General features: G+C 30.1%; 22 protein-coding genes. 18 read left to right on the top strand and 4 right to left on the bottom strand.

Features of this window, described 5'->3' with window-relative positions; genetic code table 11:
- Window positions 1-84 precede the first annotated feature (84 nt).
- Together V6256_RS10145 and V6256_RS10140 are read right to left on the bottom strand one after the other, a co-directional pair.
- Window positions 85-1,527, bottom strand: coding sequence for an SNIPE associated domain-containing protein (locus tag V6256_RS10145; protein WP_341598098.1), 1,443 nt, complete (start codon window positions 1,525-1,527; stop codon window positions 85-87).
- 3 nt (window positions 1,528-1,530) lie between these two features.
- The gene (locus V6256_RS10140; RefSeq protein WP_341598097.1) at window positions 1,531-1,845 is read right to left on the bottom strand and encodes a hypothetical protein; all 315 of its coding nucleotides are present in this window, start codon (window positions 1,843-1,845) and stop codon (window positions 1,531-1,533) included.
- Window positions 1,846-2,277: 432 nt separating this feature from the next.
- Here V6256_RS10140 and V6256_RS10135 point away from each other — a divergent pair, with 432 nt between their 5' ends.
- The 6 genes from V6256_RS10135 to V6256_RS10110 all read left to right on the top strand — a co-directional run bounded on the left by V6256_RS10135 (window position 2,278) and on the right by V6256_RS10110 (window position 8,731).
- The gene (locus V6256_RS10135; protein WP_341598096.1) at window positions 2,278-2,508 is read left to right on the top strand and encodes a hypothetical protein; all 231 of its coding nucleotides are present in this window, start codon (window positions 2,278-2,280) and stop codon (window positions 2,506-2,508) included.
- A 176-nt stretch (window positions 2,509-2,684) separates the two neighbouring features.
- Window positions 2,685-2,879 (top strand): helix-turn-helix transcriptional regulator, encoded by a 195-nt coding sequence (locus tag V6256_RS10130; RefSeq protein ID WP_341598095.1) that lies wholly within the window; start codon window positions 2,685-2,687, stop codon window positions 2,877-2,879.
- Between the two features lie 183 nt (window positions 2,880-3,062).
- The gene (locus tag V6256_RS10125) at window positions 3,063-3,656 is read left to right on the top strand and encodes a YagK/YfjJ domain-containing protein (RefSeq protein ID WP_341598094.1); all 594 of its coding nucleotides are present in this window, start codon (window positions 3,063-3,065) and stop codon (window positions 3,654-3,656) included.
- Between the two features lie 544 nt (window positions 3,657-4,200).
- Entirely contained in the window at window positions 4,201-4,821 is a 621-nt protein-coding gene (locus tag V6256_RS10120) for a type VI secretion system-associated protein TagO (protein WP_341598093.1), read from the top strand.
- Between the two features lie 333 nt (window positions 4,822-5,154).
- Entirely contained in the window at window positions 5,155-6,912 is a 1,758-nt protein-coding gene (locus V6256_RS10115) for an ATP-dependent nuclease (protein WP_341598092.1), read from the top strand.
- The gene (locus V6256_RS10110) at window positions 6,902-8,731 is read left to right on the top strand and encodes an ATP-dependent helicase (RefSeq protein ID WP_341598091.1); all 1,830 of its coding nucleotides are present in this window, start codon (window positions 6,902-6,904) and stop codon (window positions 8,729-8,731) included. Before V6256_RS10115 ends, V6256_RS10110 begins: the two co-directional genes overlap by 11 nt.
- Before the next feature lie 110 nt (window positions 8,732-8,841).
- Here the strand turns inward: V6256_RS10110 and V6256_RS10105 are convergent, their stop codons facing one another.
- Both V6256_RS10105 and V6256_RS10100 read right to left on the bottom strand, forming a co-directional pair.
- Window positions 8,842-9,546 (bottom strand): hypothetical protein, encoded by a 705-nt coding sequence (locus V6256_RS10105; RefSeq protein WP_341598090.1) that lies wholly within the window; start codon window positions 9,544-9,546, stop codon window positions 8,842-8,844.
- Window positions 9,539-10,552 (bottom strand): tyrosine-type recombinase/integrase, encoded by a 1,014-nt coding sequence (locus V6256_RS10100; protein ID WP_341598089.1) that lies wholly within the window; start codon window positions 10,550-10,552, stop codon window positions 9,539-9,541. Before V6256_RS10100 ends, V6256_RS10105 begins: the two co-directional genes overlap by 8 nt.
- A gap of 268 nt (window positions 10,553-10,820) precedes the next feature.
- On the opposite strand from V6256_RS10100, the gene V6256_RS10095 reads away from it, so the two are divergent.
- The 12 genes from V6256_RS10095 (at window position 10,821) to V6256_RS10040 (ending at window position 24,723) form a co-directional block, all read left to right on the top strand.
- Complete coding sequence (locus tag V6256_RS10095; protein ID WP_341598088.1) at window positions 10,821-11,987, top strand: tyrosine-type recombinase/integrase; 1,167 nt, start codon at window positions 10,821-10,823, stop codon at window positions 11,985-11,987.
- A 700-nt stretch (window positions 11,988-12,687) separates the two neighbouring features.
- On the top strand, window positions 12,688-13,470 hold the full coding sequence (locus V6256_RS10090; protein ID WP_341598087.1) for a hypothetical protein: 783 nt from the start codon (window positions 12,688-12,690) through the stop codon (window positions 13,468-13,470).
- A gap of 469 nt (window positions 13,471-13,939) precedes the next feature.
- A complete protein-coding gene (locus tag V6256_RS10085; RefSeq protein ID WP_341598086.1) occupies window positions 13,940-14,374 on the top strand; it encodes a hypothetical protein in 435 nt (144 codons plus the stop codon).
- A 274-nt stretch (window positions 14,375-14,648) separates the two neighbouring features.
- Window positions 14,649-15,470 carry a hypothetical protein gene (locus V6256_RS10080; protein ID WP_341598085.1) on the top strand — a complete coding sequence of 274 codons (822 nt, stop codon included), beginning with the start codon at window positions 14,649-14,651 and terminating at the stop codon, window positions 15,468-15,470.
- Window positions 15,467-15,715, top strand: coding sequence for a hypothetical protein (locus tag V6256_RS10075; protein ID WP_341598084.1), 249 nt, complete (start codon window positions 15,467-15,469; stop codon window positions 15,713-15,715). Before V6256_RS10080 ends, V6256_RS10075 begins: the two co-directional genes overlap by 4 nt.
- Before the next feature lie 164 nt (window positions 15,716-15,879).
- Window positions 15,880-16,575, top strand: coding sequence for a hypothetical protein (locus V6256_RS10070; protein ID WP_341598083.1), 696 nt, complete (start codon window positions 15,880-15,882; stop codon window positions 16,573-16,575).
- A 214-nt stretch (window positions 16,576-16,789) separates the two neighbouring features.
- On the top strand, window positions 16,790-17,041 hold the full coding sequence (locus V6256_RS10065; protein WP_341598082.1) for a hypothetical protein: 252 nt from the start codon (window positions 16,790-16,792) through the stop codon (window positions 17,039-17,041).
- 374 nt (window positions 17,042-17,415) lie between these two features.
- Window positions 17,416-18,183, top strand: coding sequence for a ParA family protein (locus V6256_RS10060; protein WP_341598081.1), 768 nt, complete (start codon window positions 17,416-17,418; stop codon window positions 18,181-18,183).
- A 2-nt stretch (window positions 18,184-18,185) separates the two neighbouring features.
- Window positions 18,186-18,587 carry a hypothetical protein gene (locus V6256_RS10055; RefSeq protein ID WP_341598080.1) on the top strand — a complete coding sequence of 134 codons (402 nt, stop codon included), beginning with the start codon at window positions 18,186-18,188 and terminating at the stop codon, window positions 18,585-18,587.
- Entirely contained in the window at window positions 18,584-19,120 is a 537-nt protein-coding gene (locus V6256_RS10050; protein ID WP_341598079.1) for a hypothetical protein, read from the top strand. The genes V6256_RS10055 and V6256_RS10050 overlap by 4 nt, the downstream gene beginning before the upstream one ends.
- A 184-nt stretch (window positions 19,121-19,304) precedes the next feature.
- A complete protein-coding gene (locus V6256_RS10045) occupies window positions 19,305-22,118 on the top strand; it encodes a hypothetical protein (protein WP_341598078.1) in 2,814 nt (937 codons plus the stop codon).
- Window positions 22,119-22,230: 112 nt separating this feature from the next.
- Window positions 22,231-24,723 carry a hypothetical protein gene (locus V6256_RS10040; protein WP_341598077.1) on the top strand — a complete coding sequence of 831 codons (2,493 nt, stop codon included), beginning with the start codon at window positions 22,231-22,233 and terminating at the stop codon, window positions 24,721-24,723.
- The last annotated feature ends 20 nt before the right edge of the window (window positions 24,724-24,743 follow it).

Here is a 24,743-nt window from a genome sequence, read left to right as displayed (position 1 = left end):
CCGCCTTAAAGATTACATTTAAAAACCGCAGTTACACAGAGTTATTTACAGGGTCGTTTTTAATTTCAGTGCTACTTCTAACTTTTAAGCTGCTTCACTTAACCTCAAGCTTTCATAATAATCTGCAGCTAATGCCGTCATCTTGAATTCGGCTTCTATACCAGCAATTTTTTCAACAGCTTCCTTGATATCGTCTAAGTCAACACTAAAGAACTCTTTACGAAGATTTACTGCATTAACTCGCTGAGAACTGAATTCTCGATGTAGTGCCGTTTCCAGTGCTGGAGCATCTTCTGTATAAATCATAGCGTGCACATCAAATGGAAATGGTACGCTAGCATCACCAAGCTCTTTGACCCTATCCATAGGCTCTAACCTACGTGTTAAACCGATCTTGTAAACATTTTCACCAAATGAACCGATATTACTTATTACATAAACATGACCTTTACGAGTTTGTTCAGCCATACTCTTAGCGCGTTCCTCTTTAGTTTTAGCTTCAACTAACTGCTGCTCTAGAAGAGCTATTTTCAGTTCCATTTCACTGCGCTCTTGAATACTCGCTTTAGCTAGTTCTTCATGTGCTTTATCGAGAAGATTTCGGAACATTTTTTCTTCTTTCTCTGCATCAGCTATTGCTTTTTGAAACTCTTTTATTGCTCGTTGCTCTTCTCTAATCTGTTCTTTGATCAACTTCTGTTCTGCAAGCTCTTCTTGTTTCTTAAGTGTATACTGATACTGAAGTTTACATTCTTCAAACTTAAGTTCGATGTAGGCAATATCAAAGCCACATTCAAGGGTTGCTGCTGATTTCTCTAGGGTATTAGCTAACTTCTCGATTCGCTCTAACGTTCGGCCAAATGAGCTAGGAGACAATTTACCAATCAACATGTCACATTCAATATTGAATGCTGTAAGCATTAGCTTAATTTGCCCATTAAGAATTTTCTTATTGAATGCTTTATCGTTAGAAATAACTGTTGATTCAGGGAAGGTGATCGCACTCTTATCTTTGATCATGTCTTTCTGTTGCTGTCTGATGTCTTTAATTTCTTCAGCATATCGAATAGATGTCTCGTATAGATATTTTGGCATCTCAAAATGACCATGAGCAGTGTATTCATCAAGTCGAGAATAGAGATCTATGTCTCCCATAAGTTCATTGAGATCAAGTTCACCCTTATTAATCTTACTATTCAGTTCATCTAGATTAAGCTTAATAGTTTCAAAAGTTTTTTTCTGCTCTTGAATACTCAGTTGAAGTGCTTCATCTTGCAGCTTTAAAGCCTGTAGTTCAACGGTCTCAGTATTAATAGTAGAGAGCTCTTGCTTAGCAACTTGTGTAGATTCCTTTACTGATTCATGTGTTTTTGTCAGTACTTCAAGCTTTTCCTTCGCTTTTGTTAGAGCTTCATCTAGAGACTTATATTTATTAACTTTTTTGTCTGCTGCTCGTTTCGTAAATATGTAGGTGAGCAAAATTGCTACAAGAGCAATACCTACAAATATCAGTATATTATTATTCATTGTTTATCTTAAAACCTCTTGTATAAATTGCTTTCTAAGAGCTGCACGATCTTCGCAACGTTCTAGGTATTCTTCATTTGCACTTATAAGCGCACCTTTAAAAGCTTGCTTTGTCGCTAACTTTTGTAATTTCACATGCTTCTTTAATTCTCGCTCAGCTTCACGTACAGATTTCTGATGTTCTCTAACAGCTTGCGCTTGGGCTCGTTGGCGAGATTTCTCCCTACGCTGGGCGTCGCGAACGGCTTGCTTGTTTGCACGATCTATTGCTTTAGCAACCTTTACAACTGCTCTTAAGCCACTACCTCGTCTAGCCAATGTTTACCTCCTTTAAATCAACAAATACTCAACTAGTAATAATAACATGATCATACTCTTTGATTTTTTATTTACACAAAATAATTTAGATTTATAAATCGTAATGAGCACGAAAAACAATTAACTACACCAACATAATGTTTTGAGTTAAAAGCACCACCATTACGAAACAGTTATAAGGCCTAAAACTTCAAGACCCTTCTATGCGAGTTATTCAATCATCCCTTTGCTATCTACAACTTTATAAATCCATAAGTTAATCCCCTTTCTTATCTATATAACGGATATAGAAAGATGAATAAAATCTTGAATTAAAAACATAAATGAGATTTTTATCACAAAAAATCAGAGCAAACCGTTCTATTACTCTGATTTATGGAATTTATAGTCACTTCCGAACTGCAAACAACTGCAGTGTGGAGAAACAAAACTATGACTGACTTAAACCAATTTGATGCACATGTAACGAACCTCAACAACTGGCAACCTATGACTAAGGTTCCTGAGGTATTTCCTCAATTTACACAAACACAATTAAAGCGTTTGTTTTGGCAAAGAGAACAGCACAAAGGTTTATCTACTTGTTACAAGCAAGTGGGTAAACGTGGGTATGTTTGCTTGCCATTATTTGGCCTATGGCTAGCGGGGAAATTAACGGAATAAATCAAATAACGGATAAAAAATCCTACACGAAGCCCTTGTTTACAGTAGCTAAGGAGAATATTGGCGTAAACAAGGCGTAAATAAACGTAATTTTAAGCATATTAAGACCAAATTGAAGGTTTTAATAAAGCTAGCAGTGCTTAAGAAATTAAGCCCAAAATAAGGTACTAATTAACATGAATGGCAAAGTTCTATTATCAACCAAAGAAGTCACTAAACTGATTAATCGTTCAGAGAGCACATTATATCGCTGGTGGAAAATTCAAGGATTTTTTCCTGCACCAATATTATCAGATAACGGCAGAGCATGTGCTTGGACAAAAGAGTCAGTAGATAACTGGCTAGCGTTGAAGTCCACGGCAATAACTTAATACTACTCAGTTATTGATGATAAATGACCGAAAGTGAATGGTAATGAAGCCTTATGAATACATTTGCAAGGCTTCTACCCTATTCTGTTAGCCTTTAACTACCGCTGAAGCCATACAGCACAAGGCTTACACGCTTCTAAATTGTTGGGGTTAATAATATCTAGGGATTATAAGTTAATTAATATGTCCAAATATAAAAGTGAAAGTCCTATTTTTAAAAGTAACAAAAAGTTATTTAGTGTTAATGCAGGAAAAGGAAAACCGATATTTACTAAGCAGATGGGAAAAATAATAAATCAAATTGAAAACTCTTTAACTTGGTATAAACGCCTCTTTGTCGTGGTATTTGATTTGCGAGTAAAAGTATTCACATTGGATAACAAATATATGAAAAAGTTACTAAGTAAGTTACGCTTCTATATTAAACAGTATTACAAGATAGAGAAGTTCGGCTACTCATGGTGCAGAGAACAATACAGAGCACGAACACAGCATTACCACATGGCATTAATGTTAGATGGAGCAAAAATAAAATATCCTCATAAACTCCTCAATACAATCCAAGAAATATGGAATGAGATTACAAATGGAGGTCATTTATTTACTCCAAAAAATTGTTATTACATCATACATAGGGAAGTAAAATTAGTAGATGACAATACAAAAGAGAAGGCAATCTACCGAATATCTTATCAGGCAAAAGTTAAATCAAAAGAGAAGAATACAGTAAAAGCGAATGACTACGGAACAAGTCAAGTCAAAGCGAAACCGACATAACTTTATAGTCTTATTCGATCACAAAAAATAGAGCTCTTTCAATTAAGCAGTGACCAGCGATCAATTAATAATGATCACTGCACAACAGAAAAAAGATCAAAAATTAACTAGGCTAAAAAGTTATAAGCATTAAAAACAGTTAGTTAAGTTTTGTGGCGTTTAGGTGCATAAATAATATCTTCACTTAAATACTTCCTGAAAACAATAACGCAATTACAAAGTAATCACTTTAAAACTATTTCAACTTTCACTTTAAAGGCATTAAATATTACAGCTAAACATAGCCTGTTTTCTGCAACTTCGTAATCTAAAACAAAATAAGGTAAAAGCTTATCGGCTACCATTAAATTTGATTGAGGTTTATATACAGTTAAAGTAGAAATTTAAGGTTACTTATATGATTATTTTTTGATCAAAAGTGTTAAGCTATTATTTTTATGTTCTGGCAGAGTATATTTTAATAAACTAAACTATTCCGTACTTTCGATATTAATACTGAATAATTCAGCTTAGTTACACTGTTAGATTTACAAGAAGGTAAGGTATGTTCAAAAAATATATTTTTGTTTTATATTTAGTTCCGTGTTTTACATATGCTAACGATGTGCTCAAAAAAGATATTGCTATTTGCTCTACCGAGCTAAACAGTATTGAACGATTAGCTTGTTTCGATTTATTATCAAGAAAAATTGGAGTAGCAAGCCCAAAAGTTAGCCTGCATAAAAGCTCTGGAAAATGGACCAAACAAGAAGAAGTATCTCCTCTGGACGATTCAACGAATATTTATATTGGAGTATCTGGAAATGAAACAATTCTAAACCGTTACAATAAACGTATAACACCAGAATTAATTATACGCTGTAAAGAAAATACAACAGCTTTAACCGTATGGTGGGGGGTATATTTAGGCTTAGATTCAACATATGTGACTTACAGAATTGATAACTTGAAGGCTAGGAAAACCAAGTGGTCACTATCTACAAAAAATGAGCATATTGGTAAATGGAGTGGGAATACATCAATACCATTTATTAAAAAGTTGTTTGGAAAGGAAAAGCTCCTTATGCAGTTAACACCATATGGCGAAAACTCCGTAATGACAACATTTGATATTTCAGGTATTGAAGAAGCAATAAAACCTTTGAGATCAAAGTGTAACTGGTAAACCGAACAAGTAACTCAACAGGGCTAAAAGAATTACCCCCACTCGTTCCTCGTTTATTTTAACCAACTGTTATATTGCCACTGAATGAGACGTAGATGCTATATAGGATCTACGTCTAAGTTAAAAAAATCTAGTTTAGACCTAGTTAGAAGCCTTGAATCACTTGATATTAATATAATAATTGAAATAAATAAAAAATTTCCTAATCATAAGTTTATTGACCCAACAACTTAACAATGCGCTAAGTGTTCTTAAGCTATCGAAAGCTGCTTTATATTCTGAACATGTTAAATAAACCTAATAAATTAGTGCAATATAAAAAAGGAGTTTTAATTGACGCATATATCAAGAGTAAAAATAGAGAATTTCAGAAACTTTCAGAATTTTGAAATTAATACCAATAGGAATATGGTTATTGTAGGGGAAAATAAAGTTGGTAAAAGTAATTTTCTTTTTGCTCTTAGACTAATACTTGATCCTTCTTTGTCAGAATTAGAACGATTTCTGGATATTGATGATTTTTGGGACGGTTTAGGCGTCAATAAAATTGGAAGCACAATTAAAGTATCAATAGATATTGATAATATTAATAGCTCTGAAACGATGCTATCGGTGTTAGCCGATGGGCTAGTTAATGTTGCAACTCATACTGCAAGAATAACTTATGAATTTAAACCTCGTGATGGTGTCGAAAACCATACGATTAATGACTACGAATACAATACTTATCTTGGAAATAATACTGAAAACATTATTCCTCGTAGCTTTCGACGATGCTTACAAATGGAGCTTTTTCATGCCTTAAGAGATTGTGAAAGAGAGCTGAAAAATATTAATCGTTCACCAATAAGAGCTTTTTTAGATGATGTTAGTGAGAACTTAACTGAGCAACAAAAGGTTTCAATAGCAGCTGGATTTGAACAAACACAAGGAGCACTTGATGGCGTTCCTAGTATCGATAATATAGCTGTTAACATTAACAATATGCTTGAAACTATTGTTGGTACTAATCACGTTACACAGGTTAGTTTGAAGTTAGCACCACAGGACATAAGTAAACTGGTTAGGTCATTGCAATTATTGATAGACGCAGGACTTAGAACAATAAGTCAGGCTAGTACTGGCAGCTCAAATATACTATTTTTGACTCTAAAGCTGCTTCAGTTGCAGCATTCGATACAACAAGATGAACAAGAGTTTACTTTTTTAGCAATAGAAGAGCCTGAAGCGCACTTGCACCCTCATATTCAAAGGCTACTATTTGATTATTTCTACAACTCTGAAGCCAACCTGAATACTATATTAACAACACACTCCCCACATATCGCTAGTTCCGCACCGTTGCAATCATTGATTGTTTTTAAAGAACATGTGGTTGGTGCCATTAGTTCAACTGCGGGCTACTCTTTAACAAATTCAATCCTAAGTCCAAATGATATTGAAGACATGAGTAGATATTTAACTGTAACAAGAGGAGAAATGCTTTTTGCCCGAGGGGTTATTTTAGTTGAAGGAGATGCAGAAGAGTTTTTAATACCTGAGTTAGCAAATAAGCTTGGTTATGAACTAGATAAAAAAGGCATTTCAATATGTTCAGTTGCAGGCACTAACTTTGCTCCATATGTGAAGTTTTTAAAATGTATCGGTACACCATTTACAATTATTACAGATCTAGACCCTTTAAGCCTACCTGTTCCTTTGGGGATAACAAGAATTGATAAGCTTCTAGAATTGATTGTTCCTGCATATGTTGCAGGTGTAAACCCCGAAGCAACGATCATTTTAGCAGGTCAGAATCAAGGTATTTTCACAAATTCTCAGACTCTGGAAACTGAATTAATTAACTCTCCAGTCTTAAAAACTATCGTATGCGATATTTTGTTAGAAGAGCATGGAGAGAGGCAACGTGTCGGACCAATTATTGAAGGTTGGAGAAACAACCAAACGCCTGTAGATATGCTTGCGTTACTAAGGTACATACAAGAAATTGGTAAAGGGCGCTTTGCTAAAAGGTTGAGTAACAGGCTCCCTGATGGACAGTGCCCTCAATATATTATTTCGTCTTTTGAGTATATTACCCATGCAACGTAAAGTAGCTAGTTTTTATAAAACAGAAGCTCTTCAATTAAATGAGTTTGGTCAAAAGGCTGCTTATGATTCGGATACTAATTGTGCCGTTATTGCCGGACCAGGAAGTGGTAAAACCAAAACTTTAGTCTTAAAAGTCGCTAAAACCCTTGATGAAGAAATCAATGACTATCAAAAGGTTGCATGCATAACATATAGTCGACAATGTTGTAGGGAACTACAACAGAGGTTTAAAAAAATTGGTATATCTTTAAATGAAAATTTATACGTAGGGACGGTTCACAGCTTTTGTTTAAGTCAAATCGTATCTCCATTAGCGCACCTAGTCGAGTCTGAATTACCCGCTACATATGCAATTGCCAATGAAAAACAACGAAACGACAGTTTTGAATCCGCTAAAAGCCGTATAGGTGAAGCCGCAAAATATTGCAGCTTCGCAACTATGACAAACTATAGAATGTCCTACCTTGAGAGGGATGAGTCTTTTAATAGTAAGGATATTTTGTATGCTAATTTAGTCACAAACTATGAGCGATTTCTTCGAAGTAATAGCTTAGTAGACTTTGATGATCTAATTTTAATCACTCGAAAGATGATAAAAGATTATGCGTGGATAAGGGATATCCTGAAAGCAAAATTTCCAATTATTGTCATAGATGAGTATCAGGATTTAGGAAAGCCATTACATGAAATCGTATTGTTATTAGTTGAACATGGCGTAAAAGTAATAGCAGTGGGCGATGTTGATCAATCTATTTATGGATTTACAGGGGCGCACCCTGAATTACTTTTAAGCCTAAGTGAACGCAGTGATTTTGAAAAAGTAGAAATGAAACTTAACTATCGTTCAGCTCAAAATATAGTTAATCTTTCGGATGGATTCGTTGGTGCTAATAAAGGAGTGGTTGCACATAACCAAAATAGAGTCGCAACTATTGATTACCATTTATGCCCTAATGGACTAGAAGAGCAAGTTGATGAAGCTCTGAAAAAGGCGTTAGCTTGCGTGGATTTGCTAGAAAGTAGAACACTTAGTGATGTCGCAATATTATACCCAGATGCTAAAACAGGCGATATAGTTGCGCAAAAAGCAACAGATAGAGGGTTGTTTTACAGCCGAATAGATAATAACGCACCATACAGAAAAAACCCAATGACAAACTTCATTGAAGACTGCGCGTCTTGGATTACATTTGACTGGAAGGAACAAGATAAAAGTATTTACTTAAACGACTTAATAAAGTCTTTCACTGTTCTTACTCGTAACTTTATTGAAGATATTGATTCAGCTGTCCTAAATTTTGTTAAATTCTTATGGAGCTCTAAAAACATATTACACTTGATCACAGCTGAATATTTTGTCAGCAAGTTAATTACTGAACATTTTTCTGTATTCGTCGATGAACCTAAAACAAAGGATGATTTTTCTGAAGTTTTGAAAATGCAAAGTTCATTAAAAGATGACGGGGATCTACATAATATAAATCTACAAATGCTTGGCGATAATAGGGAAAAATCAAACAAACTAAATCTTATAACATATCACTCTAGCAAGGGCTGTGAATATGACGTTGTTATCGCTATAGGTTTAGATAATGGGGTATTTCCTAGATTGGTTTATGACTTTACATCATATCAATGGTGTTACCCAGCTGATAAAGAGTTGCAAGAAAAGAGACGATTGTTCTTTGTTGCTTTAACAAGAGCTAAATATGATGTTCATTTTTTTAAATCAGAATATTTCTTAACAAGTAAAGGTGCTAAAAAATATTACGGGCAAAGTATTTTTTTAGATGAGTTAGATACAAAATTAAATTCTTAAGAGTATCAACATTTGACTAGTGAGTGAAAATCAAACTCACAAGTAACTAAGCTATAACCATTTATAAAAATAATTTATGATAGTTCTCGGGTTGTAATTATTAGGGAGCATTACAATTTAATTTTTTTTAGATAGTCTCGAACAGTACTCTTTGAGACTCCTACTTCATCAAAAATCATTTCTGCAATTGCATCTTTTGATATACAAGGAAACCTTACTCTTAAATTTTTTGCTTTTTTCTCAGTAGTCTTAACCCTTTTTTCTTTTAATTCTATTTTTTCTTGAGTGGCTTCACTAGTTGAAGACATGCCAGCCATAATATAGCCCTCAAGGGTAGCTTGGCCCATTAGTACACCACTCCCAAATAGCATCTCTGAAGCCAGCAATGCATTATCAAGATCGTTTTCCAATCGGTGAGCACATATAGCTAATGCGATAAATACTAGCTGAGAGGTTATGATTAGCTCCATATTCTTTTCGGCATTACCTCTTACTTTAAGGTAAGTACCAATAGAGTATTGATGCCCTTCATATTCATACAAATTAAAAATGTTACCGTCAATTCCAAACTTATCTAGTTGAATCGCTATCATGTTCCATGGTGAGGTCGCACTGTAATTATTTAATAACTCAGGCATCTCTGATGCAATTCTTTTTAGTAAACTCAATGCACTTTTACTATCGTTTTCAAACTCACTAATTAACTCAGAAGTTAATTTATTAAACTCTAATTCATATAATCCATCGCGGCCACTTTTCGTCTTTGAATACTTTTTGTCAAATACAGGTATACCAAATACTTTAAAATCATCCATTAATTATTCCTCCAAATACTCTATCTGTTAGCTTAGCTTTATGAGTAACACAAAGATGGCTATACCTCTGAGTCATTGTAATTGACTTATGACCTAAGACTTGAGCTATTTCAAGTAAACTAGCTCCATTCATAGCTAACAAGCTTGCACATGTATGCCTTAAGTCATGGAACCTAAAATCTTTTATATCAGCCGTTCTCAATGCACTTTGCCAATAAATATCAAAATTACGAAAATAATTATTTGGTATGTTCGGGTGAGGAAAAATATAGCCCTCTATATTTCTAAATCTCATTAATTCAGTGACAACATCACCTGTTAACGTCAATATTCGTTGCTCACCATTTTTAGTATTAGGTAAGTGAGCGGTTTTAGCTTTGAAGTTTATATCACTCCATTTCAACGTGAGCATTTCAGAACGTCTAGCACCTGTTGTAACAGCCATTAGAATTAACAGGTATAGTTGGTCCCATTTTGAGTTTTTAGCGCTTGAAAATAAGCTGGAGAGCTCCCCATCACTTAAAAACCGAGTTCTAGCATTATCTTCGGTGTATTGACGGATGCCTTTTACTGGATTGTAATCAATATCAAATTCATCGGACAAGTAGGCATACAAGGAGCCAATTGCAGCTTTATATCTATTTAATGTTGCAGGCGCCTTCTCGTTAGATAGTATTTTTAGTTCTTCTTTAATTTGTGGGCGAGTTACCTTACCTACTGGTTTATCACCAAATATAGAAACCCAATGCTTTAAACGCTGATGTTTACTGGGATCTTTTCCAGTGTCTTGATCTAAGAACTTTGTGACGGCTTCAAAAAAACTTAAAGTGGTTAAAATATGGTTTGTTAAACTATTGGCTAGATCGTTATCCACCAGCAATAGTGCCATGAACTTTTGAGCATCTTTTTTTATTTTGAATGATTTAGATATACGTTTACCTTCTCGCATAAATTCTACACGATAAGTTGTATTTTTTTTGCCCTTACGAGCTTGAAGAGTTGCCATTATATTTCCTTTACGCCAAATTACGCCAAAAACGTAACTGAATATCAGGAAACAAAACTATGTTGACTTGTAACTTTTCTTTAACTAGTTGACTAGACTAGGAAAAAAAATGGTGCCCGAGGACGGACTTGAACCGTCACTCCTCTCGGAAACGGATTTTGAATTAATAGAGCCTACAAAAAATAACTTTTAATACAATCAGTTAAGGGTTATTATCATTATACTTATACAACTTTCTATACAACTTTTGTAAAAATAGGTTTTTAATATGTATGAATATTTAGATAAAGGGTTAGCTATTTATCGTCAAAATCACACTAAAAGCTTCTATGTAAGATTAAGGATTGATAAAAAAGAAATTAGAAGAAGTCTATCAGTATCGGATATAAGTGAAGCGAGAAGCCTCGCTTGGCGGTTTAAGTTTAAGATGGAGGGTAAAAAAATGGCAGGAATACCTATTCTTGCTACAAAAGAACTTACAATTAATCAAGCGTTTAAAGAAGTGATTAAAGAACTTGATAGTATCAAAGTTCAAAAACCTATTTATGATGATTATCGTTTAGTTATCACTAACTTTATAATTCCTTACTTCAAGAATAAAACCATTCAAGATCTTACTTCTAAAAATATTCGATTATATTTTGAAAGTTTAGACTTATCTTTAACAAGAAAAAGAATTAATACGACTTGTTTTAAAAAGTTATTTCAATATTTAGAAGAAGAAGATTATATAAAAAAATCAGAAATACCCTCTTTACCTAAAATTGAAAATAATAAAGTAGAAGTGCGCGATGCCTTCACAGAAAAAGATCATAGAATAATAATGGAAGAACTCAAAGAGTTTCACAAGTCAGGCAAGCCAAATTTCAAAACAAAAGAGTATCGTAAAACATTATACTATTACTTTATTTTTCTATGTGAAACAGGTGTTAGAGCAGGTGAAGAAGTTAAAAACTTATTGTTTAGTGATATTGAAAAAGAGAATAGAAATTGCTTTTTAAAAATTACAAAAGGAAAGACAAAAGCCTATTCACGTGCAAGAAATATTGCATTAAGTTATAAAGCATTAAGTGCTTTACTTGAAATAGCTCGTATTCAAAACCCAGAGAAAGAATTAACAATTGATAATTTTACAAATATAAAAAAACCGATACTTGAAGCCTCATTTGGTCAAATGCCCTGTTATGTGAAAGTTTTTAATCTTTTTATGAAATATTTAAAATCTAATAATATTATTAAAAATCACTATACATTATATTCTTGCAGACACTTCTATATAACTCAAAAACTTCAAAGTGGCATTGATATTTATGTTCTTGCTAAATATGTCGGCAACAGCGTTGAAATGATACAAAAGCATTACGATCATCATCATATTGCAATTCAAGAAAACATCGACAAATTAACAGGTATACAGAAGTCAGTTGTTTTTTAACTGAAAAAACAAGATTAAAAAGAGGTGTTTAAAAGTAAGAAACTTAAGAAAATTTTAACGAGTTTTCATGCTTGCCCTACACAAAAGCACCTTTTAAGCCTAAAAGCCTCTTAAAATTAACTTGTCGAGGTCGAATATTGGAACTAATGTTATTTCAGCAAAGGATCTTTAATCTTTAATTATCGAACAAACTACTAATATTAAAAATATTGTAATTAATATTAAAAGAAAAATAATTAATATTAAAACTATTAAAATTAATATTAATAAAACAATTATATGAAATTATTTCATTAAAAATAAAATCCTAAAAACCTCTAAAACTGCATAAAAAAAACCTCTTGTAATCCCCCTTTATTTTTTTATTTCTATAAATGCGCTTGCAAAGTTTGATTTTAATGATTAATTATAAGTAAGAGAACATTAAAAAAGGACTTAATATTAAAAACAATATTATAAACATTTAGAAGTCATTAACAGTAAAATCACAGTCGGTTATTAACCTGGTCTCGATTTTAAACGAATTAACTTGTTTAATTTGGAGAAAATGAGAAAAATAATTTTAAAAAGTAATAAATAATAATTTTTATTACTTGTATAGCATAAAATAAATATTTAATATAAAGCAAATAATAAATTGACTTTTATATATGTATCATATATAACACAAGCCAAATTAAATTAAAAAAGGAGAAGTAAAATGAGAATAAGAACAAATAAAAATGAAAACATTGTTGGTTTATGTGATTTTAAAGAAGATACGTATGAATTGATGTTTGAAACAGAAAAAGAAACATCTAAATTTAATGTTATACCTAAAAATGATCGTAATACTTTTAGAAAGAAACATGGTATAGAAGTAGTAGAGATAACAGAGAAAGCGACTGATGATTTCATTAATAAGTTATGTGATGATGAGACTTTTTTGGGTAAGTATCTTATTAGTAGATTTCGAGAAAAAATGGAAATGGTTTATGAAAAAAGAACTCATGTATCTTTTAAAACTATGTATGTATATGAGCAATATACAGACATTGATGAAGATGAAGATGAAGATAAAGATGAATATGAATATGAATATGAAAGTGAATTAAGAGATTATCAATTAAAAGAAAAAGAAAAAGAAAAAGAAAAATCGAATTATTTTAGCGAAAATGCTATTTTCTTCTACCCTGATTGTGTTAATGATAAAGATATTTCATTAGATGAATGTAATAAAAGAGATAGTAATGAAGAGGTTTCTATTCAAGCCGCTGCATTTATCATTTGGATTAATGTTCTTGAAGAAGCGAGGCGGATTTTTGGAAGTGGTCATCTATACTATTATTATCTGAACTCTATCTTGTTTAATCTAAATAAATATCATTTTATGATGGATAAAAATGGCAGAGCAATTTTTACAAAAGAAGAAGTAGATTGTATTGCTAAAAACTTGAGCGATTGTTTTTTTAAAGATCAAGAATTAGATGTAATTCAAATCTAATAAAATAAGTTATTTTAATATAAAAAGTTTTATAGAATGCAAAGAGACCTGAACGGTCTTTTGTCGTTTCTGCACCTGGTAAAATCTCCTTTCGATCCCTCATATTTTTATAATTTAAACAACAACCTAAAACTTCTACCATCACCAGGTTAAGCAACTTGTTGCGATCTGCGAAGCATATTTTATTTATATTGTTTATTACTCTCATAAAGCATTTAATGTTATTTCTATTTATATTTTAAAAAAACAACAAATAAATAAAATTAATATTATTTTATTATTAATTTAGCATATTATGAATACATCATATTATTTGTTGATATATATTGACTTTTCCGTATACATTATATAAAGTTCATTCCTAAAATTTAATAAGCAATTTGGCTTATAAGATAAAAGGAGAATTAAAATTAATAATGTAAAAACAAATAAAAACACTGGCGAAGCACATAATAACTCTTTATCAAATATGTTTGGTGATGATCCTTTTAATGGGTTGCCTTTAAGCATTTATGCAGAGCATTTATTTTATTCAGGAATGAAACAACTTGTAAAAGGCTATGATGGAGACTCTTTTGATTTTGTAAAAATAACAGAAGCCAATGATTTTGATTTTGAACAAAATGGCGTTTTCCCTTACTGTGATGATTGTGATAACGAATTATCAATGCGTTCAAGAGAAAGCGGAATGAATATAAAGGTTTCTATAAAGTCGTCTTCATTTATCGTATGGGTTCTTGTTATCGAACAGATTTTTAATAAGTTAGAACCTGGTAAAACAAAAACTAAATTAATGAATATTTTTCAAGATTTTATGTATTCTTATTCTCGAATGGTAGATAAAGATAATATTCCGCTTTTTAATGAAGATGAAAAATATCAGATATATAAATATTTAGATTAAAACTGCTTTAATACAAAGAGACCTGAAATGGTCTTTTGTCGTTTCTGTGTTAAATAAATAAATCTTTTCAGTTCCTAACTCATAATATTTTTTATAATTCCTCAAAATAATTATCTAATTACATTTCAATCAATAAATCAATTATTCGCGTATTTGCCAGGTTTAAGCAACTTGTTGCGATCTGCGAAGCATTCTTTTTTATTTCTATTATTTTAAGTGCGCTTGTAAAGTTTGCTTTATATGTTATATAAATTATATATATAGGAGAGGTTTAATGTATAAGTTTAATATGATTTGTTTAAAAAAAGAAGTGTCGTATAAACATAGTTTTATTAGAACTATTTGTAATGTTTTGGGGCAACCAGGTGAAAAATTGGCTTATAAGTTATTTTTATTAGTTGATGAATTATGTGTAAATAAAAACACTCAATATTCCGATATCTTCACTGTTAAACGTTTTATGAGAAATAACTCTTATTTTACTTCTGATCGTTTAGACCAGTTAAGTATATTCGAAGAAATGGGGCTTATTTGTCGCAATAGAAGTGGTGTCATATTTAACAGGGTTCTTTTTAATGAGTCGAACACCTGGGCTGATGCTGTTATCAATGTTTCTTTTAAAAATAATCAACTTGTTGTTAGTAATTTATCTAACAACTCTTTTGTTATTAAAAAAGGTGTAGGTGTTAAGCAATACATTTATTCGATATGTAATTTACAAAAGCGAAACTCTAAAAAAGAATTATATTTAGATGTTGTTTTTAATCTTTTCGTAGAGAACGAGAAGACAGGGGAAGCACAATTTAAAACTGTTGAAAACCCAAACAAAATTAGTCAAGAACTTGGTTTTAGTAGAGAAATGATTAGGAATAAATTAACGAAACTACTTAAAACAGGTTTGATTTTAAAATATAAAAAACCTTACATTTTTCTATTATCTAATAATAATGATGTTAACTATAAGCCATCTAAATACTATATTAATAATGAACTACTAACTCTTAACGAATACAAAGGAGTGTCAAAAGTTGATAGATCTTTTGATATCGTTATTAAAAAATCCACCGCAATTTTTACAAAAAAGGAATTAAAATGAAAAACAATACTATTAACAAAATAACAAAAGCAAAAAACAAAGTAATTGAGTGCTCTCCTGAAATAAGCATAATATTAACTGGAACTTCAATAGGTTTTATTAATTTAAATTTTAATATTAACTTTTTAGAAAATATTGGAATGGCTTCTATTTCATTTGTGATCTGCTGTTGGTTTCTTGAAAAATCAAAAAACTATCGAAAAGATAAATTTAGCATTAAAAATAATAATAAAAATTCTAAATAATCGACTTTATAATAAAAATATTTCAGCTTCATTTATTCTTTTACATAAATAGATAATTTAAGGCTTATTTGAATATTGAGTTATAATTAATATTATATAATTTGACAGCGTTTTAACAAGTGATAATAACTATATTATAAATAGTTATTAGGAGTTAAAGCATTATGTTCAATTATAAATCAAAAGGAGTTGTAAAAAGTTTAATTATTTTTTTTGTTGCAGTTTTTAATTCATCTGCAATGGCTGCTGATAGTTTTCAGGCTGAAAGATTATCGACAATAGGTTCTTTATATACATTAGCAACTATCGTCGCTTCATTTTTAGGGTTATTTTTAATTATCATTGCAATATACAAATTAAAACTAAACTCTGACAATCCAAATATTTCAAAGAATTTCCCCTCTTCAATAGTTATAACATTCCTTGCAGGAACTCTTCTTTTTAATTATGCAGGTTCTTCATCTGTGATTATTAAATCTGTTCTGGGTGATGATAGTGGTTATTGTATGCTTGCCATTGAAGAGCAGATAGAAAGTGAAACGGTTAGGGAAAATTGTTTTGATGTTGAAAACTCGGAGATGTTGGCTGATACAGCAACAAAAATAGAAGAAATGAATGGAGAAGATGCTTCACAGGTGTTTAAAAATAATATCAAAGTAATAATTTCATTTTTCCAGTTTGTAGGTTTTATTTACTTTGTTAAGTCAATATATTCACTAAAAAGAGAGAGTGAGGGTCAATCAAATCAAGGCTATGGAAAAATAATAGGAACGATCTTCTTATCTTCATTGTTCATCGATCTGCCTCATACATTGGTTCTTATAGATGATACGATGAATTACCTGGGCTTTGGTTTATAGATTAGGGGTTCAGTCTCTTATATTTTAAAAGATCAATCTGGTCTTTTTTTTGTTTTTAAAAAAAACAGTATTTAAAATAAATATCTCAATAATATCTTAATAACAACCTTTCTTACTATTTAATACCCTCCTTAAATTTTTATTTTTATAAATGCGCTTGCAAACATTGTTTTAAATGGTTAGATGATATTATAAACAACAAGGAATTATAATTATGTTAGAGAGAAGAAAAAAACAAAAGAATATTTTCACATTTAAGAATTTTAGTGCAGTTTTGGTTTTAATGTTAAGCATTAATACATTACACAATTCACTTACAATTTTTAGCCTTGAAAATAAATTAAAAAACAGTATTAAAATAAATCAAGTTTCTAAAAATTTTGACTGTAATTATAATGAAAATATGGGAACAGTTTTCTGTCAAGATAATAGATTTACTGATGTTAAAAACATCGAAGTATATTAATGACCTCATTATTTCACAATTTGAAAAAGCACTTGAATTAATATTTTAAAGTGCTTTTTTAATATTAAAGTTTTATTTTTAATATTAATAACCACCCCAAATAACATTAAAATATACAAGTTAAATATTAATTAGATAAAAACTAATATTAATTAACTAAAAAATAATATTAATTAACTAAAAATTAATATTTAATATTATTATTCACCCTCCCCCTTACATCTTATAAAATATTGTTAATACAATGATTTATAGCCAATTAATTTTATATTTAAACATTTTCTTTTTATTTATTACATATTTAGGCTTGATTTATAATGTATATAGATCATATTATAAATATATAAAACATATTATATTAAATAAGGAAAGTTATGAGCAATATAATGATATTTTCAATTAAAGGCGGTGAAGGAAAAACAGTTTTATCAACTAACCTTGCTGCAGCAATAGACAATTCACTATTAGCATTTTGTGATAACACTGCTGATATGGATTTTCTTTTTCAAAAAAGAAATGGCTTTAAGTTAAAACACCCGGATTTGTTTGATTTAAGAATGGTTGAAACTACAACAAAAGAAACTAAAAAGTCTGGTGAGATAATTCATATTGATCTAATTGATGATGTTATCAATTATGTAAAAAATGAAGAGAAAGAGACAGGTAAAGAAATACATACAATTTATGACACTGGCGGTTATAACGCTGATGAAGTGATTGAAGATAAGTATTTAGAGTATTCACATCATAAGTTAATTATGAATGCTGATTACATTGTTATACCAATTGGCATAACTGATATAGAAATACAGTCTTTAAAAACAATGTCTAAAATTTTAGAAAGAATATCAAGCAAAGTAGGTCGTAAAATCATTGCAAATGTTGTTCCTTGTCGTATTCACCCTAATGCAAAAATAACAGGTCAATCTTTTCAAAATCTTTTAAATGAGGTTTCAAAATATGACTGTTTTAATATGTTAGAGACCATTATTAACGAACATTCAAACTTTAAAAAATCAATGTCTCTTGGATTAGGCGTTGTAGAAGCAAAACAAACTCGTAGTTCTAAATCATCAAGACAAATAAAGAACTTGATAAGAGAACTTGATTTACCTTTAAGAAGCGGAAATATAGGAGTCTAAAAATGAATATGATGAATAAAATCAATGAGATTAAAACAGAGAAAATCAATAAAGAATTAACTAAAAAAGCAGTAAGAAATGACACTTCTAAATCAATTTCTAAACCTCTTCCTAAATCGGTTGAAATGTTTCAAAAGTTAACAACTGGCGTTCCTTTGATGGGTAAAGAAATCAAACAAAAGAAAGCAGTTGTTAAAGACTACAAAGCGAAACATATCAATAGATACCCTCTTGAAAATGTTGAACTTTATAAAGAAGTTAAAGAGTTGTTTAGAGAACTTAATATCAAGGCCTCAAATGAAGAGCAAATGATAATACAAGGTGCAAAAATATTCTTATTAGAACAGAAAAAAGAAGCAGAAAAAAAATTAAATAAACAAAAAAGAAATGGAGAAATGAAATGAATAAAATTACAAAAACAATAATAGGTTTATCGATATCTTTAAGTGCTGCACTGGCGAATGCTGAATGTGTGGTTGATGGAGAATATTTAAAATCACTTGCTAAAAAAGAAACACCAAAAGAAATAGGTTGTGATGTTGAGCTATTTGTAAATGATAGTTCTTTAAAGAAATATTCGAGTGATCGTTTTATGTTAATGTCGATGAAAGATCATAATGTTGAGGTTTTAGATTTAACAGATATGGACTCATCTTTAATGTATTCAATAAATATGAGTGGTAATACTAAATTAAAAGAAATTAAACTTGGCGATATTACGAGAATATCAAAACTTACTTTTAATGATAGTAAAATTACTGATCTTACTTTTTTAAGTGATATTAATTCTGTAAGAATAATTACAAATACTAATATTAAAAAATTTCCTGATGAAGATAGCAAGTTTTGTGATGGTGCTAAATCTTACAAAATTGACATAACAGGTAAAGAAAATAAAGCTGCAATGATTGAGGCTTGTGATATTGAAGTTAAATAATTATTTACTCAACAATACAAAGAAAGTCATATTAATTTATGATTTTTTTTGGTCTATAAAAAAATTAAACTTGTTTTATGTTTAATTAAAAAGGAATAAAAAACCCCTTATATTAAATAATGATTAACTATTGAATTATATAAAATATATGATAATTAATATATATAAGATAGGGAATTATAGAATGAAAAAGGAATTAAAAAGAAATATTAATTTAAGTAAATGTTTTGTATTTATTATGTTCGTTGTTGTTGTTTTAATAAATACTGATGTTGTGGCTGATGATTACTACAATGATGATAGTTGTATTACTGATATTAGAGACGCTGAATTAACAGGAAAGGCTTGTAAGTCTCTTGACCTGGGCGTTTTAAAGCATAAAGCGAATTACACTAATAAAGTGTATGAACCTTTTTATGATACAAATGAGTTTATCGATAGTGAAACGATGAACACTTATAACAAGTTAGATAAATCAAAAAATGAACTTGGAACATCACAATCATTTTCAAAAGAACTTTTCAAAGAAACAGTCTATAAACCTTATTTATTATTATTATGTCTTTTGTTTTTCATCTTTACAAAGGTTAGGAATGCAAGCAATAAAGAGGTAAAAGAAGATTACAGTGATGTTTTAGCATTTATTGTAATGAGTTTTATCACCATTTCTATTTTAGATTTAACAGCGAAAACAGAGGAAACAACCGTTCCTATTGTTAGAACTTCAATCGAACTCAATAACTATTTAAACAGAATATCTCAAACTAATGTAATGAGTGAAAGTAATAGTGTTGATCTTATACTGAATGAATACTCAAAAAATGAAAGTCTTATTGATACAACTGATCTTTTTAAAATAAATGTCTGCCTATCTAATTCTCAAAAGTATGATCTTGAAAATAGAGAAGTCGCCTTTAACTTCTTCAATGACAGAAAAGAAGTTGTTGATTTTTATAATTTAAAAAATGAGCCTTTTATTACAAACTTTGATGAAAGAAACCATAGGAAAGTTGCTTACTCTTTAAATGAAACTGGCTTTCTAAATCATATTTCTTTTGCAAACTGCGGTCAGGTTTTGTTCCCATCATTAAATGTATCTGCTGAACTTTTTAAAACGATGGAGGCTATCAATTTTAAAGAGTTATTACATAGTTCTATTATTGAAAAAGACTTTGAGAAAAAAGTTAAAGAATTAAAGTCAAATTATGAAGATAAGATCGGAGAAGATTATAATTCTAAACAGAAGTTTGTTGATTTGCTTGTTATGTTTACTACTGAATATAAAAAAGGTGTTTTGTTTGGTTCTGTATTAACTAACTATGAGTTGAATAATATTAATGTTATTGAAAGAGATTTTACAAACTTCACAGAAAGACAAATAAAAGCAGATGAAGTTTATAATAATATTGTTTCAGCACAATGTATTTTAAATGCCCCATTTTTAGATAAAACAACTGTCGCTCTTAATTCTTTCCCATCACAGTCTAATTCAATTAATCAATATGATTGTATAAATATAGTGAATGATGATTTAGAAGTTGCAGCCATTCCTTATGTTTATGAAGAAAATGAAGAGTTAGTAAAACAAAAAAGAATTCAATTAAGAGATAATTCTCTACCTATTGCAGAGGAAGAAGCAAAAAGCATTTCAAGTGAGTATGAAACAGTAAACTTAATATTTAATGAGATATTCAGTGAAACAACTGATTTTTATAAAGATTTAGCACATATTTATAATAAAGGTGGTTATTCTTCAAGTGAGTTTTTTACTTACTTACATAATAACGCTAATGATAATTCTATCACTCTCGCTAAACTTATTGATGTTAATAAAATCGATTACTCTAAATCTATGCCTGATTTTAATTTTGATAAAACTCCTGTCATTTCAACAAATGTTTTTACAGTCAATTCTTTTATAAAAACAACACTCGATCAAATTGATCTTGAAAAAGGACAGTTATCAACTAACTATGCTAATTCTTTAATTGAATATTCTGCCGACAATTCAAGTTCTAACATTGCAGATGAATTATATACTGATGTTAGTTCTATGGATTTTATAACTGGCTTGCTTGAAAACAATTCAGTGATTTTCTCTACTGTAAAAAAAATGGTTTGTTCTGCTGATAAAGATGATTGTGTTGAGATTTATAGAGATTTTGATGGAACGGTAGAGTGGAAGAACTTATCAAACAGTTTGAATAAAGTTGGTGCTGAAACTCTTATCTATTCTCTTTCTGCATCAATAGCGATATCTACTGTTGATAGTATTTTAAATTGGCAAAAAAGAAATGGAGACGCGACACAGGCGATCTTTGGTAATCAATCAAAAGCAGGAAAAATATCTTCTTTTACACACATTGGTAAAAGTGCAGCGGAGACAATGGCTGCTTTATCGATTATGTCTATAATCCTGGGCAATTTAATGATTTCTTTATTCAGTTTTCAGGGGTTTGTTTTAGGATGGTTCGAGCAAGCACAAATAATCTATTTAAACATTCTACCAAACTTGATTATTATGGTTTGTGTTATATCTTTAATGACCAACTACACAGTTAGAAGTTATAGCAAATCATTATCTCTAACTTTAAATTTGTTCTTATATCCTTTAATTGCTGTTGTTGCAGTTTCTATTATTAGTTTCTTCTCTAACTATATGCTGATAACGATGTTAGACAACATACCGAACATTTCAAGTATGCTTTTACCAGAAAAAAATGGTTCTGCAATTGATAGTATTTTTTCAAGTATCATCGTTATTTCAATGTTAATCCTTTTAATGATAATAGGTAATGTAATCATCATTAAAGTGCTGATAAATGGTCTTTCGAAATTAACTACAAACAGCTTTGATGGTGCATTTGAAACGGCTGAAAATGTAATTAACAAATCACAGGCTGTTATTATGACAAGTGTTGTAGGAACAACATTAAAATCAACAACAAACAGAGTTAAAAGCAAAATAAAAAACAAAATAATAAAAGAAAATAAATAAATAAAAAACCTTTATATATAATAATTTTCAGTTAAATATTATTGTATAAAACTTTATCACTTGAATTATATGTAATTTATGATAATTCAAGTAGTAAGGAGATGGTTTTTTTATGGACAAAACAAGAACAAATAAAGAAAATAGATTTTTCACAAAATCTAATATGGTGAATGTTATTTTTCCATATTTTTCAATGACAAAAAAAATTAAAAATAAAGCAGTTTCTGCTAATTTTCTCCCATCTTTTAATATTTATTTCTTTTTTCTTTTTTGTGTTATCACCTCATTTTTATTTTTAAATAGTGCAGAAGCAGCACAAGTAGCAAATGAGATTTTAAAAACAAATCAAGATAGTATCTTTGCTAATATTGTTGCTTATATCAATCCTGATGTTGTTGATAGCCCTGAATTGAATGAAACCTTTGCCCATCAAGATATAGGTATTTATTTATCAATGATTGGGGTGTTTGCTAATAAAGCAGCATTATCATTATTTTTTGTTGGTTTTCTTTGGTTCGGTTCTAAATCTGCTATTGATAGAGTTTTTGGTGTTACTAACCAATCAGCAATTATTAAAACCGCTGTATTCTCATTCTTCATTTTTATGTCAATGCCATACTCTACTTTTACTTCAAAGATCCACGATACTTACGCTGAAAAAAATATGTTTCAGTATTATTTTGATAAAGCGATTTATAACACTGTTGTTGTTGCAGATAACGTAGCAGCAACCAATATGAACAATTCAATCTCTATCCCATCTTTTAAAGTTGTTTCTCCAAAAAATATAAGTGATGACTTTCTAAAAGTAATAAATGCTTATGTCCTGGGCTATCAGGATACAGATAAAGAAAATGAAAGTATTAATATTGAATATAAAAGTAATGTTTATCGAATTGAGTTTGATATGGGGGGGTCAACAACTAAAATAACGACTAATTCTTCTGTGGCACTTAATGAACAGTCTGATTTATTAAATATCAATTTATTAGAAAAAGAAAAGATATTTATTAAAAGTTATGTGGAGCATTTATTTAATACAGCAGTTAAGGTCGGTAAAAAAATAGAAAATATAGACTTCTCTTATTTAATGCAGCAAACAGGCGATATACAGGATTTTGAGAACTCAAAAGATTTACATTTAGCATTTAATGAAGATTATAAAAACTACTGTAATAACCTCTATGATTATTCATTAGCAGGGTCAGATCAAAAAACAATTCAAAGATATTTTGAAATTGTATCACTTTGTGAAGCAACTAACTTTTTAACAGAAAACTATCAAAATGAATTTTATTCTGTGGAAAGTGTTTACAACAATACTTCTCCTCTACGAAACAATAACGCTTTTATTTTCGGAGAGAATATATTAACGGCTAACTATGACGATATTTTAGAATACACAAATAAAGTATGTAAAGGCGGTTATCTTGCTTGTGTAGAAGCGGTGCAGTTTACAACTATTCATAATATAGAAGAAAGAAAAGACCTGGGGGTTTTAGCAATTCCTGTGGGGATTGTTAATGAATTAATTGGAAGCGTTTATGATACTTCTGATCGAATATTAAAAGTTAGAAAAATAAGTCAAGAGCCATCTCAAATTATCCAATTTAAAGATAAAGTATTGCCTGAAAATGCTTTATATAGTGTTCCGTTTACATTACATCATCAAAAAAATAATGGCTTGATTTATGACACCTTTGATCTCTATGATTTTAATAAAATAGATCTCCCCTCTTTTGAAGATATTTTAGGAACTATGACTGGTGGAGATATAACAACTCAATTTGAACGAGTAAAAACTTGTTTCAGGAAAACAGATGAAGTTTATAACGGGTTTAATTGTAATAGTCCAACAAAAGAAGTTTTGGACTTCGGAACAGGAATGATTAAGACAGGTGCAGCGATTTATCTTTCTAACCAGGCGATATTATTAAATAAATCATCTAAGTTATCAGGTGGCGTTGCAGTAGGTTCTAAACTCGGTAATAAATTATCTAAATCAGCAACGGGTATCGTTGCTGTTCTAATACCAGAAATATTCACAAATGACACAAAAAACGATCCGTATTATTCAAAAGATACAGTTCAGGGGATCGTTTTATTAAGCTTTATAGTCTCTTTCTTTAATTCCGTTTTCGCTTCCGCCCTTGCCTCTGCTGCGATGCTATTAATGCTGTCAGGAATAGGAATTATTGTTTTAGTTTATGGTTTCTACTTCCAAATATTTTTACTCTTCGTTGCCACTCTGATCGAGTTAATAATTGATAGTAAAGTGCTAATGATTAAGATTTATTCATCAGTTATTAATGATGGTGTAGAGGGTTGCGGTGCTGTCTTTAAGGAAATGATCGCAGAGCTTGTCTTTTTAATATTTCTTATTTTTATGATGAACGATATGGCTTATATCGTAGATATTTTACTGTTAAGTCAGTTGGAGCAGATATTCTCAACAGTAGACGCGATGAAAGGTTCAATTGAGACAATTTTGATCGGGCTACCTCAATTGTTTATAGCAATAGTAGTGCAAGTAGTCATATTGATTTTAGTGAATAGTTTCCTAACAGGTTTATTACAAAGAATATTAGAACAAGTTAAAAAATAATTACTTAAACAAAAAAGGAG

The organism is Psychromonas aquatilis, assembly GCF_038155185.1.
Lineage (GTDB): Bacteria > Pseudomonadota > Gammaproteobacteria > Enterobacterales > Psychromonadaceae > Psychromonas > Psychromonas aquatilis.
The sequence above is the reverse complement of the archived record's forward strand: the minus strand, read 5'-3'. Positions and strand labels throughout refer to the sequence as shown.